The organism is Reichenbachiella carrageenanivorans (genome assembly GCF_025639805.1).
Taxonomy (GTDB): domain Bacteria; phylum Bacteroidota; class Bacteroidia; order Cytophagales; family Cyclobacteriaceae; genus Reichenbachiella; species Reichenbachiella carrageenanivorans.
Genome location: NZ_CP106735.1, coordinates 2,633,235 through 2,651,233, shown reverse-complemented (window position 1 = coordinate 2,651,233; position 17,999 = coordinate 2,633,235). Strand labels below are relative to the sequence as shown.

Here is a 17,999-nt window from a genome sequence, read left to right as displayed (position 1 = left end):
TACTACTGAATCGCTATGGGATATAGACCGTGTTATTTGTATTTTACTCACAGTCATTAGTTGCCACCTTGCCTTACTACAGTGATCAACTGCTTATAATAAGCTTCAATTCTGGCATGAGCCGTACCATCAACCAATAAAATTATAATCATCATGGCAATCGTAGTGATACCAATAGCTCGCCAAGTTGGCGTGTTGATGAAAATAATCAATAAGGCCGCTACAACGATAATGGTTGGGACTACCTTGAAAACCACCGTGTATTCTTTCAAAGTACCTTCGGCACGAGTGATTTCTGAGTCTGCAAAAGCAGCAGCATCCTGATGGTACGCTTTTTCAAATTGGGTGATTCTTGACTTGTTGGTGAAAAACAAACCAAGTCCTATTGTCATAAGTAATAAACCTGCTACCAGCATCGGGATAATATAAGCCTTGGCTAATTCGGTTTTGCCGAGTTGCCAAAAACCTACACTTGCAGCTAAAAATAAAATAGCGAATATGATAAAGAATCGTGTAGAGAAAACCTCCGCTTTGGCCCACTCTTGGGCGACTTTTAAAATTTCCATTGGCTTATGTTTTTAAATCTGATTATCTATTGATTATCTGTTTTGCATTTCAGTTACAAGTAGCTCAATAGAGGTATGTGCTATATTATTTGTTAGCGGTTTACCACAATTCCTTCTGGGTTTGTAGTTCAATTATTTTATTTCTCAATCTTTCCTTTTCGTTGCTTTCATTTGTTCTAAAGCGCAAGATTGGGAAGTTGTACTCTTTCAATATTTGGTCTTTCAGTTTGTCTCTTTCGGCTTGCTTAGTTCCTCGTTTATGAAATTTAAAGCCATCAACTTCTATTCCGAGTACAGGAACTTTACTAAGCTTGTTGTATATCAAAAAGTCTAAGTGCGTCAGTGGGTTTGAAGCGTATTTTGCTTCTTGTTCGTTCAATCTCGAGAAATCCATAAAGAGTTGTCTTAAGGGAAAGTGTGGGAGTGTGTCGTACTTCAGAAATTGGTCTTCGGCTAAAACTTGTTTGATCAAACCAAACATTAAATTCTCACTGTCAAACTCCGAAATCTTACCTGATTTTCTAAGAATCTTTGATCGTTCTTCTTCATAGCCTCTATAGAGCAAATCGAAAATTGAACTTAACTCACTTTGAACAATAGAGAAGTTATTATACTCAATGTATTTTATTAAATCAGAAATGTTGTTGTCGCTTTCATTGTCATTTCCATTGACAACTACGATCAATTGATCAATAGCTCTGGAAACTGCTACATTTAAGCGATTAGGATTATCCGTAAATTCTGAAATATTATTATCAACAGTTGAAAGTATTATGACTTCATTTTCTCTGCCTTGAAACTTATCTACTGTATCAGACTTAATTGAAGTTCCTTGAAATGCCATCTGCAATGCATTGGTTTGATTGCGATATGGAGTAACAATACCTAAATCCACATTTTCAAGTCCCTCTTTTGGAATGATTTCATTTTTTATAATGTCTATTTGCCGTTGATTCATTCGCTCTCTTGCGTGATTTCCCTGAACCGTTTTATAAACGACAAGAGGTTGGCGTTTTTCTGAGTATTTTGTGTGAACAATAAGTTGATTATCATAGAATTTCTTGTTACAGAATTCTATGATTTTGGGGTGACACCTATAATGTTCTCTTAATAGTGTCTTAGGAACATTGGGAAACAATTCAATGAGAGATGATAGCAAACTGTGATTTGAATAGCGATAAGGTTCTTGCAGTTCGTATGAATTGAAAACCATATTAGTTTTCTCCTGCATGTCAGCATCCACGACGTTTGGCAGTTGCTTAGTATCGCCAACAATTACCGCTCGTTTTGCGCATGAAAAAGCCAGTGCGCCTGTCGCTAAATCTACTTGTGAAGATTCGTCAATGATTACATAATCGTAAGAAATATTGTCTGATAAACTTTGTCGTAATGAGTAAGTTGTACTCATTATGATAGGGTAATCTTTGATGAATTTGTCTGACTTAATGCGAAGCTCTTGAATTGTGTATGGTTCACGTTTTTGATTATTGTATCGCTCACACAACTCCGCTTTAAGAAGTTGCATTGACGTTTCTGTGTATTCTTTCATTTTGTTATTAAATGAAAAATACCTTAAAGAGATTTCCAATGATCCTATTTTCTCTATCAGTTCACTAATCTTGGTTGGATAATACTTGGACTGACAGATGTAAATCATTTCACCAAGTGAATTGGTATAGAATGATTTATCCTTAATTCCGTATTTCAAGCGAAAAATTAATCTTTTGATGAATCCGATTTTCCTTTTTCTATTACCGAAGGCTTCAAGTTTTATCCAAAGCTGAAGAATATTGTCTACTGTAATTGCCCTTTTAAAGGCTACTACTTTCTTGGCTTTGTCTTTATAAGTTTCTTTGAAATGCTCGTATTCTGTTTCAAAATTTTCAAGTTGAAGTCTTAATAAAGCCAACTCATTTTTCTTATGAAGATTTCCAGAGAGCTCAGCAATAAGCGTTGTTGCCTTTTCTTTCAAGTTAGTTTTTTCTTCATCACCCAAATGGAATTCCGACAAATCAGGAATTGCCTTTTGAGAATCAATGAACTCCTTTTTGTTTCGAGAATTTCCAAGAAGTGCTGCAATAAATTCAACCCCGTTCTTCTCAAGCTTTTCATAAACATTCTTGGTAGCTGAGTTATTACTTGAAACTACTGCTACACTTTGCTCATTCAAAATGGCATTAGCAATGATGTTCAAAATGGTTTGTGTTTTGCCTGTCCCTGGAGGGCCTTCAATTACACTTAGCTTATTGGAAAAGGCAGTATTCACGGCCTTTCGTTGGCTTAGATTGAAGCCAAAAGGGAAAAAACCCGGATTTGTACTTTTTCCTTTTGGTGCAGATAAAGAATGGTTTAAAAAAACCTCAAGCACACAATCCTCGGGAATTGCAGCAATGCTGTCATAACTTCTTGCGAGTATATTGTTGCCTTCTTCTGTTTTTAGACCAACTGTTTCAGCGATTTCTTTTAGGTAATTGAAAACATTAAATGCTTTGTCACTGCTAACAGCCGTTCTCACGATTCTTGCTCTCTCCCTGCCATATAAGAACTCCTTGGTCGTGTTTTTGAAAACGATTCTTATTTTGTCGCCTTGATACGAATACTCAGCAATTCTATCAGTTTCGTCTTTTTCGTCAATGTATATCAGTTCTCTTTTAAGCGACATTTTTCGATAATGATTTTTGCTGATTTCTCTGAAAACCCTCTAAAGTGACCGCTAACCTCCATATCATCCGTGGCGTGTGATTCAGTTTAAGTTTCGGCTACAAGATAGCCAAATCTCTGATTTGTGCCGAGGCACGTAGCCTATCCCTTTTTCAATTCCGTAGAGCTAACCTGAGATATGGCGTGGCTTCCAGAATGCAGAGAACTTTCATCTACCACTAAACAGCCATGATTTGATTACAGAATCCAAATGATGTACAGCAAACAAAAAGGGATCTTCTGTACGCCAAGGCATTTGCAGCGCTTCTATTGCTAAAATTTTATCTTTCATAATTTTCCGATTATGAGTTCAAATTCTAAGATTTATCTATATAATTGGCACTAGGTATAGCCTTCCAATCACCACAAATAAGGCGAGCAACATCAAAACTATGTTTGTTATCACCTTGCTTTTTTCTTTTCGTTGATAGTGAACTTTCATAGCCCCAACCATGGTCATAGCCAGCCCAATTGCAGCTAGAGGGGTTAGTATTGGAAAGAAACCCATAGCCATGGGCAGGATGAGCCCTATAGCTCCTAGTAATTCTGCAAGGCCTATTAACTTGATGCTTATGTCGGAATATTGGTCTACCCAGTCTCCTAGTTTTTCGCGAAGCTCTTTTTTGGGTTTGCTGAGCTTCATTGCTCCGGCCATTAAAAACATGAGAGCCAATAGACCTTGAACTATCCACAGTATTACATTCATTTCTTCTGATTTTAATCGTTAATAATTTATTTACGATACAAAGATCAGTGGAAAAAAATGCCTGTGCATTAATGTAGATTAAGAAAAGCGGATTGTACTATTTTAGATGCTTAAGGTGCTGACTTTTAGCCGCACTCAATGCTTCGGGGGTAATCCCCAGATAGGATGCAATCATGTATTGAGGTACTCTTTGAACAATAGTAGGGTAGGTTGAAACAAAGTGGTTGTAGCGTTCAATGGCAGATGCGCTCATGAGCATAATAACTCTTCTTTGCAACACCCTTATTCGCTTGATGATTTTTTTGTGATCGATTTCTAACTCAGTGTTTTTTTTTATTTGTATAACCACGGAATCTTCTAAGGCATCAATGTACAAATCGCAAGGTTCATCTGCGGCAGCATAGTCGGTAACTATCCAACCCTCAGGGCCGAACATAAAAATATGTTCTTTCCCATTTTTATCAATGGTATAACTTCTGAGTAAACCAGACTCTACAATATATGCCTGACTATGCAGGCTACCTTTCCTTTGCAGGATTTGCTTCTTTTTTATATTGATTTTATTCATCTGATATTTGACTCAAAGTCTGACTTTCTGATATAACGTTTTGCACCTACAAGAAGTTGGCGATTTCGGAGCACAAAACTGTCTGCCAGCACTACACTTGATACGAAGCACAAAACTTCATTTAACCACTGAATCGCCAATTTCTTGTAGGTGCTGTTAGCTGTGGTTTTTTTCTATTTCGTTAATCGCTTTTTCAAGTCCGTTTTCGTTGTTAATTGATTTTTGTATCTGTTTTGCATTGTCATAAAGTTGCTTGTTTGTCAAAAGGTCATTTATACTTTGCAAAAATATCTTTTCTGTCATTTTACTGATGGATGTCGGTTTAACTGCAAGTCCTTTTTTGTAAGCGTGTTGTCCCCAAAATTGTTGGTCGCCAATAGGGTAAAGAATTGGGCAAATTAGAAATGGTTTTCCTGCTCTCAAACATTCTGCGGTTGTCCCAATACCACCGTGATGAATAATTGCCTTTGTCAATGGAAATAACTTTTCATAAGGTGCAGAAGAAATTACTTTAATCTTGGGATTGTTTTCAAGTCGTTCGGTTTGGTCAAGTCCCCAACCTTTAACTACAATTATTCTTATGTCAAATTGTTCTGTTAGCTTAACAATGGCTGTCTGCAAATCAAATTTGCTCTTAAAAGGCATACTTCCAAATGTCAATAGCAATGGTGGTTCTCCTGTATTGATGAAGTCTGTCAGGTCTGTTGTAAGTTCAGTTGATGAAGTCCCAAACCAAAATCCCTTGAATTTTGGATGAGCTGGAAAGTCTTGCGGAACTGATAAAAAATGAGAACTTATTCCGTAAATATTCTTCACTGTCGGAACTGAAAACTTTTTAGGTAAATCAAACTTTGCTCTAAATTGTCCGATGGGCTTTGATAAAAGTTTAATGCTCAGGTTGGAAAATTTGTATGTCAGTTTGTTCAGAAAACTTGGTATTGGCAAACCACTAAATGCAGGATTTGCAAATTCACTTGTCGGCTCAACGATAGGCAAAACATTAGCTCTAATCATTTTGTGCGGAAATTGGTCGGCAAAACTGTCCGCCAATGTCTTTACGTGATAAAGGACAATGTCGCTTTCCGTTGCTAATTTGTAGAACTCTGTCAACGAGTTTGTAATCAGTGGATAAACCCAAGTATTTAGATTTCTCTTAACAGCAAAAGGATTTCCTTTCATCATCTTTTTACCTTCGTCAGAGTTTAAGATTTCTTGAAAGTCTGCTTCTACTGGGGCGAAGTCAATGTCATAAGATTTTACAAGTTGCTCAAAGTTTTTGGCAGTTGATAAAGTTACTTGATGTCCATGTTGTTTGAGTGCCTGTCCCAAAACCGCATAAGGTTGAACGTCTCCACGAGTTCCAAGTGTCAATATCGCTATCTTCATTCTTTTACGGTCGTCTTTTTAAAATCATAGATATCGCCCGGCTATAATGAGTGGGGATTAGAAAGCACTAACCTCTCGTCTCGCACATAGCCACACCTTGATTTAAATTTAAAACTTGTGGCGGACTTCACAATCCCCACGAAAATATCCTGACCCATGAAACCCCATTCATTCATAGCATATGTTAGCAAGAGTAATTGTCTATTTCGAAAATATTGAATCGCCCATCAGTTTTCACTAATTCAAAGTTCTGGAAGTGTTTTTTTAATCGCCCAGTCTTATTGGTGAAGAAATTAGTTTGCTCATGACCAGTGATAACTTCTAAGGCGAGAGCCCTTACGTTCATATCAAATAGCTTCGAATAAGAAACATGAGATTTTGAAGGGAAAATTTCTTTGAATTTTTCATTGTACTCAGGGCTGAAATACCTTATTAGCATCCCTTCTGTAACCGAGATAAGTTGACTTTCGGATATGTTTAACCCCGAATTATTGAAAAAATGTTGCTGCATTTCTTCGTTATCATTCTCTGGGTATTGTTCATAGGGCAAAGACACCATGAAATACTTTTGAGCAAAGTTTCCTATTAAAACGAAGACTTCTTTGTCTGGGTGGTCGTTCATAGAATCTGTTAAAATCTGCTGATAGGTTTCATGATTTACTAGTCTGTCTAGGGAATTTCTATTCCCATCCGTTCCATATGATTTACCAATGTACAGTATCTCATAATCCAAAAGGAATTGAAATTCCCCTATTTCTTGATTGGAGTTGCCAATAATTGAAGTGGGTCTACTCGAGATAGAATTTCCTTGAGTGTCTACTAGTTTGAATTTGGTAAATGGATATTCACTTTCCATACTTATTTTACCTTGCATCATTGGAAAGTTCATCTGAGATGTGAGAATTAGCCTATCTCGCTTATTCCAAACTTCGAAATCCATTGAAACCAAAGTTCCTTGTGTTTTAAAACTTTCAGGAATTAGGCAAATCTTTGGTCTTCGAAGGATAAAATAAATATTGCTCTGATCTTTTGAGTTGTTTTCTTTTAGCTCTTCAATATATCCTTTGATATCACCAGAATGTAATATCTGAAATGGATCTAAAAATGAAAGCAAGAAAAACTCAGTTCCAATTTCGTACTTATTATCAGGATTGTACATCGTATTCTTGCTATCGCCACTGTATCAATCGTGGCTTTTGGTGAAGATAATGTTTCCTTAACAAAATAGCCAAATCTCTGATTTGCGCTATTCCTTTTTGATTCCATAGAGCTAATCTGAGATATGCGGGGCTTCCAGAATACAGAGAACTTTCATTCACCTCCGAACCGCCATGATTTGATCACAGCATGTTAGAGTTATTTTAATCTGAGGTCAGTTTTTTAATGTTAGTCCAGTAGTCAGTACGCTCAATAAATTCAGGTTCATGGAATTCCGTTATTAGGTCTGCTATAAAATCTACTAATATTTTTATGCAGTTCTGTATTTCAGTTGATATGGAGTCTTGTTCTTGATCTTTATACCCTCTAAAAACTAGATATGGAGTTAACTGACCTAGATGTTCGTATTTAGAATAAATATCATAATGTTCAAAGGATAAGATTAGGTGTGATTGAAATTTTGAATTATTGGGTGTACCCGCAATAATTTCTTTTGCCATATGTCCAATAGTTGGCAGTTTGTCATATTGTTTTTTCAGATTGCCACCTGAATCAAAATAATTTGGAAACGCTGATTTTAAATCATCTCTCTTCTCTTGTATTTTCTTGTCATCAGTTTCGTATATAGATTTAAAAATCTTCAAATTATTTAGAGTGTACTTAATGTGGTCATATTTTAACCACTCAAGCTTATCATGTACGTTTTCGTTCTTGAAATCAGATTTAAAGAGTAGGTAGTCCATTGTAATCTTATCTGCCAAGAGTGCTCTTAAAGAGATGAAAATCGTATCGGAAAATTGTGGTTTATTGTTGAGTTGACTATAAAGAGTATTTACAGTTTCCAATCCGTTTGTAACCTTAAATAGAATGGTGAAAACAAATTTCCGATATTCATTCTCATCATTGATGTAGTCCATTACGGGATGAATAAGCTCTATTTTCGCTGATTCAATTACTTTCGAAATTTTGGTGGAAAAAGACAAATTAATATAATCTAGTTAACTCTAACATCCGAATATAACACACCAGTGGTTGATATATCCCTTATGTTTTTATTAAAGATTAATATTAGAATAACTATCTGGCTATTCATAACCTAATAGCAGCTAAACAAGAATAGCTCATGTCATTTGAGTTCCAAATATCAGCTATACTACAACGAGCCCTGGCACGCAGCAAAACCAACGAATCAACGTTTTAATAAAAATTTTATGAGATTCTGAGACTTGAGGACAAGGCACCAGCGATGAGACCTCACCGATCCCATTGGCCATCCTGATTGAAAATGATTAGATTCACAAAAACATACCATTGACATTTACCCCATATACGATGAACTTATCTCCCCTACAAGAGCGCTTCAAAAAGCGTATGCTCAACGTCTGGCTTTTCAGGTTATTCTTACTGACCAAACTCCCCATGGGGTGGATCGCTGGCATGAAAGCCATCGCCCTTACTGCCGATCACGCCACCACCACAGTAGCCCATCGCTGGCTCAATCAAAATCCCTTTCGATCCATGTATTTTGCGGTGATGGCCATGACTGCCGAACTATCCACTGGCGCCTTGGCACTGATGGCTATAGAAGGCATCAAACCCAGCGTGGCGCTGATCATCGTAGGCATGGATGGGGAGTTTATCAAGCGGGCCAATTCTAGGGTAGACTTTACCTGCAGCGAAGGGCAAAAAGTATTTGATGCCGTGGCCAAGTGCCTTTCCTCTGGCGAATCAGAAACGGTAAAATTAAGAACCGAAGGCAAAACAGCCGACGGCACCGTAGTGGCTGTATTTCACTTCACATGGTCGTTTAAACAACGCAAGCAGAAATAAACCTATACTTATAGAGTATAAAAAAAACGGTGACTATGTCTTTTCAGTCATAGCCACCGCTCTTCCTAGTCAGGAAAAGAAATTATTCTTCTTCGGCAAAAAGATCTCCTGTATAGTCCTCTACCATGGCGAGCACATCGTTGAAGAAGTCCTCGAAATAATTGAATGCATCTTCGCTACTATCGTCTTTGAATACGAGATACAAGATCTCTTCGCTTTCGCTAAACTTCACATCTGCTACTTTCATATCGTTGATCAAAATATCCAAATCCAATAATTCATTGATTTGCGCTTCTGTAGGGTCTTCTAAAGCAATCAAAGCTGCTAGATCCGACACCGACACGATGGTGAGGTGTTGCAAACGTATCTCAGCCTTAAGCTTTTTGATATCCTCTTCGAACACGATATTTTCAAAATCATTGTGAGCCAGCTCCACCTCTATGCCGACACCAAAAGAATCACCATCCTCGGTAGATATATCCAGATCCACATCGTACTTCGTATCCGATTCGCTATCGATCACCAAATGCAGGGAATGGGGTGCTATGAATAACTCCACATCTGCTTTACGGGGTATCGGCCAGCTCCCCGATCCATAGACTATCTCCTTTAGGGAAATACCTACAGCCTTCTCCCCATCCACACTCAGGCTCAGATCTAAAGTCGTAGGCAGTTTATAACTTTCCTCCCCTACCGCTTGGCTCTGCGTCTGATCCTTGTAGTTTTCGAGTAGCAATTGCCCATTGGCTGTTGTCTTGTTCTGTGCCGTCGGAAATTTCAATTCGAGTACACTCGTAGAGGAGCTGTTTTTGATCCAGGTACTATCCGACTTTTTGAACGTATAAACCCCTCCCATTTGGTTCAGGTCGATACCCTGCTCACCTTCTTCGTCTAAACCTAGGGCCTCACCTAGTTTGGCCGTCAAAGCATCTACCCATAATTCTTCATCCATTTCTCCATTAGAAAATCCCATCAGATCTTCTAATACCACATCCAAACCATCTCCATTTTTGAGATTCCTGATGTTGTTGAAAGTAATATCTAGCGCGCTTTGGATATTGACTTGGTCTTCGGTGACCGTAGTCTCATCACAGAGATCTCCGATACCGTCTCCATCAAAATCGGCCTGGTCTTCATTGGCGGTTTCAGGGCAATTGTCCAGATAGTCCAACACCCCATCTTCGTCCATGTCACCTTCACAAGCATCTCCGATACCATCTTCATTGGCATCAGCCTGATCGGGATTGGGTAGTCCAGGGCAATTGTCTACTGCATTTTCGATTCCATCACCGTCATCATCGGGAGGCTCTTCATCTTTTTGAAAAAAACATGATTGTACAATTAGCGACAAGCATATAATATATATGCTTCTTCGCAGAGAGAGTTTAGAGGAGTGCTTCATTGTTCCTTAGTTTTAAAATCTGCTGCTGGCTAGCAAATATAACTATTTCAACAATGAATTTTAAAATATCAATGTCATCAAATGTCTTTTAGGCATTTATTGTCTTTGGACTTCGACAAATCCGCATACAGTGCCTTGAGGGACTCTTCTATGACAGGAAGGGTTTTGACTTTGGAGCGGTGTAGGTTGCGTTCTCCATCTTCTTCTAGTTTCCTCAACACCAAATTGATGTCAATTTTATTAATATCAAGGGCGGGCAAGTACATATAGTTTCCTCCATGTACACTCAGACTTCTCGACAAAATTCCCGCACTCACCAGTCTATTTACCGTATTGCTGACAAATCGATGTGGGATTTCTAAACAAATAGCCAGACGCTTTTTCGTCCATGGTTCTTCATCGTTTTCAAAAGCTTTTACGATGGTATGTACGATCACTAGTGCGATCTTATTTTTTTCGGACATGCTAAATTTTACCTCTTTCTCATCTGGAATGTACTCATCCACCTTTTGAATTGCATAAGACAGCTCCCCTCCTATACAGACGATCACCCAGCTCAACTGACAGAAAATAAAGAACAAAGGCAGTACAGCCAATCCACCATATACCGCTCCATAATTGCCCATCAAAAATGAAAAGGTAATGAAGCCCTTCTGCAGCAACTGAAAGAGTGTACCAGCGATCACCCCAGCGATCAGTCCATACCCTATTTTCACTTTGGTATTGGGCATGATCACGTAAATCATCGTAAACAGCAGCCAAATCAGCACGTAAGAAGACAACTGCACAAAGAAGGCCGCCAAAGGGGAAACTACCGACTCCATCTGCACCCCTCTACCAATGAGTTGCAATTGGTTTTGTACGAATATCGTCACGCCACTAGATAGTATGATCAGTACTGGAGAGATCACGATGATGGCTAGATAATCCGTGAATTTTCGAATGATATTTCTCCCTTTGAGCTTGCCCCAGATGCTATTGAATACCTCCTCTATGTTGTTGAGCAGTTTCATCACAGTAAAAAACAACACCACTATGGAGATCCCAATGATCAAATCCCCTTTGTTATTGTTGAGCATGTTTTGTGCAAACTCAAAGATGGTTTCTCTGACCACTTCCTGCCCAAAGAAAATCTTGTCTAACTCCGATCGGATCAATTTTTCGATCCCAAAGCCTTTGGATATCCCAATAAGCATGGCCACTACGGGCACGATCGACAGAATGGTAAGGTAGGTAAGCGCTGAGGCTTGGAGTACAATTTTGTCTTTTTTGAACTCCTGAGCGGTAATAACCAAGATTTTAAGCACACGCAACCTGAACCCCTTCCATCCGGTACGATCTGTACTGCGCCAGATGTCTATTTTGATAAATTCAGAAACGGCTTTGATCTTGGTAGAAATATCCATGAGGAAAACTGAAGATTGCTTTATGAGGACACTTGGTTCTTGTCATAAAGATAGCTGATAATACCATCTTTGAGCCCTACATCGGGCACCATGATCTTGCGTGCACCAGCCTTTTTCATAATAGAAATATAAATTTCTGAGGCGGGGATAATTACGTCGGCACGGTCTTCGTTGAGCTGTAGATTGACCACACGCTCTTCATAAGGCATGTTTTTCAATATTTCGAGTTCCTCTTCCAGCTTCTGTATCCCAATGTATTTACCCTTCTCTTTGTTGGTCAATTCGTAAAGCTTACGAATGTTACCTCCAGTACCTATAGCTATCAAATGTCCCACCTTGCCTTTGTGATCGATGATCCATTGGAGCATTTCATCCCAAGTACCTACGCGCTCAGAATGCTTAAGTAGCCGGACCGTTCCGATCGGAAAAGATTTAGATACATTTTTGACTTCTCCTCTGTAGAGCGTAAGCTCTGTACTACCTCCCCCTACATCAATATGCAGATATTGCTGATCTTCGACCAAATTGAAGGCAATTACTCGATTGATCAACTCGGCCTCTAGGTCTCCACTAATGATATTGATATCCAAATCACAAGCCGCTTTTACGGCTTGTATTAGAGCATTACCATTTTCGGCTTCACGCATCGCTGAAGTAGCACAGGCATAGTATTCATCCACCTTATACAGGTCTATCATGGCCTTAAATGCGCGCATGAGTGTGATGAATTCTCTGAATTTTTGATCCCCAATTTGATTATTTTCAAATACATCCGATCCCAGTCTCAACGGGAAACGGATGTATTGAAGTTTCTTGAAGATGGTCACCCCATTGTAGGTGATTGGTCGATTGATTTGAAGCCTGACGGCATTCGAACCAATATCAATGGCTGCTAATATCATTTAATCGGTTTCTAATCCCTGACCCATTAAAAAAGCCTTGATGTAATCCTCCAAATCACCATCCAACACATTCTGCACATCTGTCCGCTCCACACCTGTGCGAGCATCCTTGATCAATTTATAGGGGTGTAATACGTAATTTCTAATTTGACTTCCAAAGTCGATTTTCATTTTACTGCTTTCTATCTCATCTCGCTTTTCGTTGCGCTTGTCTACTTCAATCTGATATAGACGAGACTTCAGCATTTTCATGGCGTGCTCTTTGTTGGCAAGCTGCGAACGTTCGATCGAACACACAATCACAATCCCTGAAGGCTTGTGAGTAAGCTGCACTTTCGTTTCCACCTTGTTTACATTCTGCCCGCCAGCACCGCCAGACCTAGAAGTCTGCCATTCGATGTCTCCTGGAGAAATTTCGATTTCGATGGTATCGTCCACGATCGGGTACACATAGACAGATACAAACGATGTATGTCTTCTCCCTCCCGAATCGAACGGGGAGATTCTAACCAACCGGTGCACGCCTATTTCGGACTTGAGATAGCCGTAACCAAACGGCCCATCAAACTCCAACGTAGCTGATTTGAGACCTGCGGTTTCACCTGCTTGATAGTTGAGCTGCTTCACATTGAAGCCATTTTTCTCACCCCACATGATATACATCCGCATCAGAATAGATGCCCAGTCCTGGCTCTCTGTTCCGCCGGCGCCTGGGTTGATTTCCATCACTGCTCCTAGCTGATCTTCTTCACCATTGAGCATGCGCTTAAATTCGAGTTCTTCTAGCGCTACTATAAATTCTTTGTACTCTCCATCTACTTCGGACATTTCCACCTCATCGGCTTCATAAAATTCGTAGAGTGTTTCTAGGTCTTCCAACTGGCTGTTTACCCTTTCAAAACCGTCTGTCCAAATTTTCTTGGCTTTGATTTGCTTGAGCATGGCCTCTGCCTGCTTGGGATCATTCCAAAAATCTGCTTGTGTAGTTATGGATTCTTCCTCTTCAACCTCTCTTACTTTTGTATCGTAGTCAAAGATAGCCCCGGAGATCACTCACTCGGGCCCTTGCTTCTTTCAATTGATCTGATGTCATTGAATTTCGTTTGTTTAAATAGTTGGCAAATTTATCAATCAAATACTTTTCCGCTCATGTATTCCTGACTTTTTCATTCGATACAGACTAGTTTATCTTTTTCATTTGGATTAATTTTGCCATCCGCCTTTCTCAGATACAAAACCAGATACTTAATATTCTATATGAAAATTCTTTTTGAAGCAGATGATGCTATTTTTCAATTTGACGAAGAGCATACTACTTTCCAGTTTGGATGGAAAGGAATAGTGGAGCTAACCTCTATGCAACAAGTGATGCGAATGGCAACAGAAATAGCCAAGGAGCACGAAAATGTACATTGGCTCGTAGACCGCAGAACGCTCGAAGGCTATACCCCTGAATGCAGGATTTGGATTAAAAACGATTTTGTCACCAAAGAGGGCAAAGAGATGATTATGAAAATAGATAAAATAGCAGTACTCGAATCAGAATCTGTTATGGCCGCTATTTCATCTAATATATTGGCTGAAGCCATCAAAAAAGTAAACCCATCGATAGAGTCCGAAACCTTCGATTTCGCTCTCCCTGCATCTAACTGGCTGGCTGGTATAGTACCTGAACCAGAAGCTCCCAAGAAAAAATCGGGGCTACGAAAGCTTTTTAGTAAGAAATAAAACCGCCCGATACATCAGTAAAAAGTCGTTCTCCATACTAAAATCATGCTGCGTCTATGTATCATAATTTTAGTATGGAGAACCTTTTTTTATCCTTCTAGTTCTACGACCAGATCATCCTGATCCACCATTTCTCCTGCTTTGATAAGAATGGCTTTCACTGTACCAGATTTTGCGGCAGAGATCGTCGATTCCATCTTCATCGCTTCTATCGCGAATAGCGGATCGTTTTCCTCCACTTTGTCTCCTACTTTCACAAAAACACCCGATAGCTTGCCCTGTAGTGGCGCACCTACTTCGTTCGAATTGTCTTTGTCTGCCTTCTGATGTGCGATGGCGGTGGCCTTCACGTGAATGTCTTTGACCTGAACTCGACGGACTTGACCATTGAGTTCAAAACCTACAGTACACATGCCACTATCGTCTGGATCTAGGATGTACATCAGCTTCACCATGATGGTCTTGCCTTTGGACAAGGTCACGAGAATTTCTTCTCCTTTTTTCATCCCATAGAAAAAAGCTTTTGAAGGGATCTGTGATACATAACCAAACTCTGCATGGTGCTGATAGTATTCATCAAAGACCTTAGGATAAAGTTTGAATGACAAGAAATCCAGGAAGTCTGAATACTCTGAATACTTTTCTTGGAATGCCTCAAATTCTTTATCAAAATCTATCGGTGCCAAGTGCTCATTGGGTCTGCCAGTAATGGCTTTGGCTCCTTTGAGAATCACTTTTTGTAGTTTTTCTGGAAAGCCGCCTTCTGGCTGCCCCAAGTCTCCTTTGAAAAACCCGATCACAGAATCAGGAAAAGATAGGTTTTTCTTTTCGTCCATGATATCCGCTGGGGTCAGGTTGTTTGACGTCATGAAGATGGCCATATCACCTACCACTTTGGAGCTTGGCGTTACTTTCACAATGTCTCCAAACATCTCATTGACTACGGCATAATTCTTTTTGACTCGTTCGAAATCTTCTCCTACCAAGCCAATAGCCGCAGCCTGTGGTTTGAGATTAGAATATTGCCCGCCAGGAATCTCGTTTTCATATACCTGAGCTGTACCTGCTTTGAGCCCCGACTCGAATGGGTAGTAAATTTCTCGTACGTCTTCCCAATAATTGGACTGCTTGTTGATCGCATCCAAATCCAACTCAGGCTTGCGCTCGTGCTGCGCCAATACCGACACTATAGAGTTGAAATTGGGCTGGGAAGTAAGACCCGACATAGAAGCTAAGGCACAATCCACCACGTCTACCCCCTGCTCTATGGCCTTGAGGTAAGTGGCTGTTTGCATAGACGAAGTATCATGAGTATGCAAATGAATCGGCATATCCACAGCCGCCTTAAGCGCTGGGATCAACTGCTCTGCAGCATACGGCGTGAGTAGTCCGGCCATGTCTTTGATGGCTAGTATGTGTGCACCTTCGTCTTCGATCCGCTTGGCCAAATCTACATAGTAGGCCAAGTTATATTTCTTATGTGCTGGATTGAGAATATCTCCTGTATAACCGATACATACTTCCGCCAGTGAGTTGGTTCTTTCTTTTACCGCTTTGATACTCACTTTCATGGCTTCGAGCCAATTGAGTGAATCAAAAATCCTGAACACGTCGATCCCTTCTTCTCCTGCCTTTTCAATAAACTTCTCTACAAGGTTATCTGGATAGGCGGTATAGCCCACGGCATTCGATCCACGAAGCAGCATTTGGAATAAGATATTGGGTACGGCCTGTCGAAGTAGTTTCAATCGCTCCCATGGGCACTCGTGCAAAAAGCGCATGGCCACATCGAAAGTAGCTCCGCCCCACATCTCCATAGAAAATGTCTGCGGCACATTTTTGGCGTAGCTTTCTGCCACCCCGAGCAGGTCTATCGTTCGAAACCTAGTCGCCAGTAGCGACTGATGTGCGTCGCGAAAGGTAGTATCGGTAAATAGAATCTGCTTTTCGTCCTTCATCCATTTCACAAAGCCCTCTCTACCCAATTCATTCAAGCGATCTTTGGTGCCTTTAGGATAGTCGGCATACTTGTCAAACGCCGGCACTACTGGCGTCACAAAGGTCTTGGTAGGATCTACATACTTTACATCTGGATTGCCATTCACGCTCACTTTGGCCAAGTACTTCAGTGTCTTGGTTCCTCTGTCTTGTGTTCTGGTGATTTTGAATAACTCTGGATGATTGGCTATGAAATTAACCGTACAGTCTCCTGCATTGAATACGGGGTGAGAGATCACATTTTTCAAGAAACCAATATTGGTCTTGACCCCTCTGATTCTGAATTCCGTCAAGGTACGTTGTAATCTTTCGCTAGCGCCTCGAAGCGTACGACCAGATGCACTTATTTTCACCAGCATAGAATCGAAAAACGGCGAAATACGCATACCTGGATAGGTAGATCCTTCGTCTAGTCGAATCCCAAAACCTGCGGCATTGCGATAAGCGATAATGGTACCATAGTCTGGCTTGAAATCCTGCACGGGATCTTCGGTAGTGACTCGACACTGTATAGCAAATCCGTTGACTTTGATGTCTTCCTGACTCCTAAGAAATATACCTTTGTACGACAAGGGATGCCCCTGCGCAATCAAAATCTGAGACCGCACAATGTCTACACCTGTTACTTCCTCGGTGATGGTGTGCTCTACTTGGATTCGAGGATTCACTTCTATGAAAAAAACCTCTCCCTCCTTGTCTACCAAAAACTCTACGGTACCTACATTGTTGTAGCTGACGTGCTTGGCAATTCGGATGGCGTACTCGAAAATAGCCTGTCGCGTTTCTTCTTTCAGGTTAGGACTCGGTGCTACTTCTACCACCTTCTGGAATCGACGTTGTACAGAGCAGTCTCTTTCATGCAAGTGCACGATATTGCCATGATTGTCGCCCATGAGCTGTACTTCGATGTGTTTGGGCTGGTCAATGAATTTTTCAATAAAAACGGTATCGTCACTGAAGAATTTTTCTGCTTCGCTCTTGGCATCGTGAAAAGCCTTCTCCAACTCTTTTTCCGAACGGATCACTCTCATGCCACGACCGCCTCCACCCGAAGCAGCCTTTAGCATAATCGGATAGCCTATTCGTGCAGCTTCTTTTTTTGCAATAGCTACATCTACCAAATCTTCTTTACTGTCTTGTATAACAGGTACTTTGGCATTGATGGCTAGTTTTTTTGCTTCTACTTTGTCTCCCAGCTGTGCCATGATACTAGACCTTGGCCCTACGAAGATGATGCCCTCTTCTTCGCATCTGCGTGCGAATGTCACGTTTTCAGAAAGGAAACCATACCCTGGATGGATGGCATCTATCTGATGCTCCTTGGCTAGCTTGATAATAGCCTCGATGTCCAAATAAGGTTTGAGAGGAGCATCATCCTGTCCGATTTGATAAGCTTCGTCGGCCTTGTATCTATGCAATGAATACCTGTCTTCATAAGTATACATGGCTACAGTTCTAACTTTGAGCTCTGCGGCTGCTCGTAAAATACGTATCGCTATTTCTCCTCTATTGGCTACTAGTATTTTATCGAGTTTCTTTAATTCTTGGGACATTTCGAAGGGATTTATAAATTAGGTATACAGCAAATCATTTAAGTTTCATCAATGGGGATCGTTGTCATACAAATATATGGCTTAGCAGGTGGAACT

15 protein-coding genes are annotated in these 17,999 nt (G+C 40.2%); 2 read left to right on the top strand and 13 right to left on the bottom strand.

The genetic code is table 11. The features are described from left to right. Positions 1-56 precede the first annotated feature (56 nt). The 8 genes from N7E81_RS10455 to N7E81_RS10420 form a co-directional block, all read right to left on the bottom strand. The gene (locus tag N7E81_RS10455; protein ID WP_263049538.1) at positions 57-566 is read right to left on the bottom strand and encodes a hypothetical protein; all 510 of its coding nucleotides are present in this window, start codon (positions 564-566) and stop codon (positions 57-59) included. Positions 567-666: 100 nt separating this feature from the next. Continuing rightward, positions 667-3,228 carry an AAA domain-containing protein gene (locus N7E81_RS10450; RefSeq protein ID WP_263049537.1) on the bottom strand — a complete coding sequence of 854 codons (2,562 nt, stop codon included), beginning with the start codon at positions 3,226-3,228 and terminating at the stop codon, positions 667-669. Positions 3,229-3,435: 207 nt separating this feature from the next. Beyond that, positions 3,436-3,558 (bottom strand): hypothetical protein, encoded by a 123-nt coding sequence (locus N7E81_RS10445; protein ID WP_263049536.1) that lies wholly within the window; start codon positions 3,556-3,558, stop codon positions 3,436-3,438. Positions 3,559-3,594: 36 nt separating this feature from the next. After that, entirely contained in the window at positions 3,595-3,972 is a 378-nt protein-coding gene (locus tag N7E81_RS10440) for a DoxX family protein (protein ID WP_263049535.1), read from the bottom strand. Positions 3,973-4,069: 97 nt separating this feature from the next. Next, positions 4,070-4,540 (bottom strand): Crp/Fnr family transcriptional regulator, encoded by a 471-nt coding sequence (locus N7E81_RS10435; RefSeq protein ID WP_263049534.1) that lies wholly within the window; start codon positions 4,538-4,540, stop codon positions 4,070-4,072. A 156-nt stretch (positions 4,541-4,696) separates the two neighbouring features. After that, the gene (locus tag N7E81_RS10430) at positions 4,697-5,926 is read right to left on the bottom strand and encodes a glycosyltransferase (protein ID WP_263049533.1); all 1,230 of its coding nucleotides are present in this window, start codon (positions 5,924-5,926) and stop codon (positions 4,697-4,699) included. A 184-nt stretch (positions 5,927-6,110) separates the two neighbouring features. Further along, complete coding sequence (locus tag N7E81_RS10425; RefSeq protein ID WP_263049532.1) at positions 6,111-7,085, bottom strand: hypothetical protein; 975 nt, start codon at positions 7,083-7,085, stop codon at positions 6,111-6,113. A 202-nt stretch (positions 7,086-7,287) separates the two neighbouring features. Continuing rightward, the gene (locus N7E81_RS10420; RefSeq protein WP_263049531.1) at positions 7,288-8,001 is read right to left on the bottom strand and encodes a hypothetical protein; all 714 of its coding nucleotides are present in this window, start codon (positions 7,999-8,001) and stop codon (positions 7,288-7,290) included. A 415-nt stretch (positions 8,002-8,416) separates the two neighbouring features. On the opposite strand from N7E81_RS10420, the gene N7E81_RS10415 reads away from it, so the two are divergent. Then, positions 8,417-8,914: a DUF4442 domain-containing protein gene (locus N7E81_RS10415; RefSeq protein ID WP_263049530.1), complete on the top strand. Its 498-nt coding sequence runs from the start codon at positions 8,417-8,419 to the stop codon at positions 8,912-8,914. An 82-nt stretch (positions 8,915-8,996) separates the two neighbouring features. On the opposite strand, the gene N7E81_RS19500 is transcribed toward N7E81_RS10415, so the two are convergent. From N7E81_RS19500 to prfB, 4 genes are all read right to left on the bottom strand, one after another. Further along, the gene (locus N7E81_RS19500) at positions 8,997-10,316 is read right to left on the bottom strand and encodes a thrombospondin type 3 repeat-containing protein (protein ID WP_263049529.1); all 1,320 of its coding nucleotides are present in this window, start codon (positions 10,314-10,316) and stop codon (positions 8,997-8,999) included. Between the two features lie 77 nt (positions 10,317-10,393). Further along, the gene (locus tag N7E81_RS10405; protein ID WP_263049528.1) at positions 10,394-11,722 is read right to left on the bottom strand and encodes a YihY/virulence factor BrkB family protein; all 1,329 of its coding nucleotides are present in this window, start codon (positions 11,720-11,722) and stop codon (positions 10,394-10,396) included. A gap of 20 nt (positions 11,723-11,742) precedes the next feature. Continuing rightward, on the bottom strand, positions 11,743-12,624 hold the full coding sequence (locus N7E81_RS10400) for a Ppx/GppA phosphatase family protein (protein ID WP_263049527.1): 882 nt from the start codon (positions 12,622-12,624) through the stop codon (positions 11,743-11,745). Further along, a protein-coding gene (gene prfB, locus N7E81_RS10395; protein WP_263049526.1) for a peptide chain release factor 2 occupies positions 12,625-13,717 on the bottom strand; the annotation gives its coding sequence in 2 pieces (ribosomal slippage) (positions 12,625-13,656 and positions 13,658-13,717; 1,092 coding nt in all). 164 nt (positions 13,718-13,881) lie between these two features. Between prfB and N7E81_RS10390 the strand changes: the two genes are divergently transcribed. After that, positions 13,882-14,352, top strand: a complete 471-nt coding sequence (locus N7E81_RS10390) for a hypothetical protein (protein ID WP_263049525.1) — start codon at positions 13,882-13,884, stop codon at positions 14,350-14,352. An 89-nt stretch (positions 14,353-14,441) separates the two neighbouring features. On the opposite strand, the gene N7E81_RS10385 is transcribed toward N7E81_RS10390, so the two are convergent. Beyond that, positions 14,442-17,903, bottom strand: a complete 3,462-nt coding sequence (locus tag N7E81_RS10385) for a pyruvate carboxylase (RefSeq protein ID WP_263049524.1) — start codon at positions 17,901-17,903, stop codon at positions 14,442-14,444. Between the last annotated feature and the right edge of the window lie 96 nt (positions 17,904-17,999).

Coding starts and splice junctions, on each gene's coding strand:
- N7E81_RS10385 (WP_263049524.1), bottom strand. CDS start 17,903: ATGTCCCAAGAATTAAAGAAACTCGATAAAATACTAGTAGCCAATAGA.
- N7E81_RS10415 (WP_263049530.1), top strand. CDS start 8,417: ATGAACTTATCTCCCCTACAAGAGCGCTTCAAAAAGCGTATGCTCAAC.
- N7E81_RS10445 (WP_263049536.1), bottom strand. CDS start 3,558: ATGAAAGATAAAATTTTAGCAATAGAAGCGCTGCAAATGCCTTGGCGT.
- N7E81_RS10390 (WP_263049525.1), top strand. CDS start 13,882: ATGAAAATTCTTTTTGAAGCAGATGATGCTATTTTTCAATTTGACGAA.
- N7E81_RS10455 (WP_263049538.1), bottom strand. CDS start 566: ATGGAAATTTTAAAAGTCGCCCAAGAGTGGGCCAAAGCGGAGGTTTTC.
- N7E81_RS10405 (WP_263049528.1), bottom strand. CDS start 11,722: ATGGATATTTCTACCAAGATCAAAGCCGTTTCTGAATTTATCAAAATA.
- N7E81_RS10400 (WP_263049527.1), bottom strand. CDS start 12,624: ATGATATTAGCAGCCATTGATATTGGTTCGAATGCCGTCAGGCTTCAA.
- N7E81_RS10425 (WP_263049532.1), bottom strand. CDS start 7,085: ATGTACAATCCTGATAATAAGTACGAAATTGGAACTGAGTTTTTCTTG.
- N7E81_RS10450 (WP_263049537.1), bottom strand. CDS start 3,228: ATGTCGCTTAAAAGAGAACTGATATACATTGACGAAAAAGACGAAACT.
- N7E81_RS10430 (WP_263049533.1), bottom strand. CDS start 5,926: ATGAAGATAGCGATATTGACACTTGGAACTCGTGGAGACGTTCAACCT.
- N7E81_RS10440 (WP_263049535.1), bottom strand. CDS start 3,972: ATGAATGTAATACTGTGGATAGTTCAAGGTCTATTGGCTCTCATGTTT.
- N7E81_RS19500 (WP_263049529.1), bottom strand. CDS start 10,316: ATGAAGCACTCCTCTAAACTCTCTCTGCGAAGAAGCATATATATTATA.
- N7E81_RS10435 (WP_263049534.1), bottom strand. CDS start 4,540: ATGAATAAAATCAATATAAAAAAGAAGCAAATCCTGCAAAGGAAAGGT.
- N7E81_RS10420 (WP_263049531.1), bottom strand. CDS start 8,001: ATGGACTACATCAATGATGAGAATGAATATCGGAAATTTGTTTTCACC.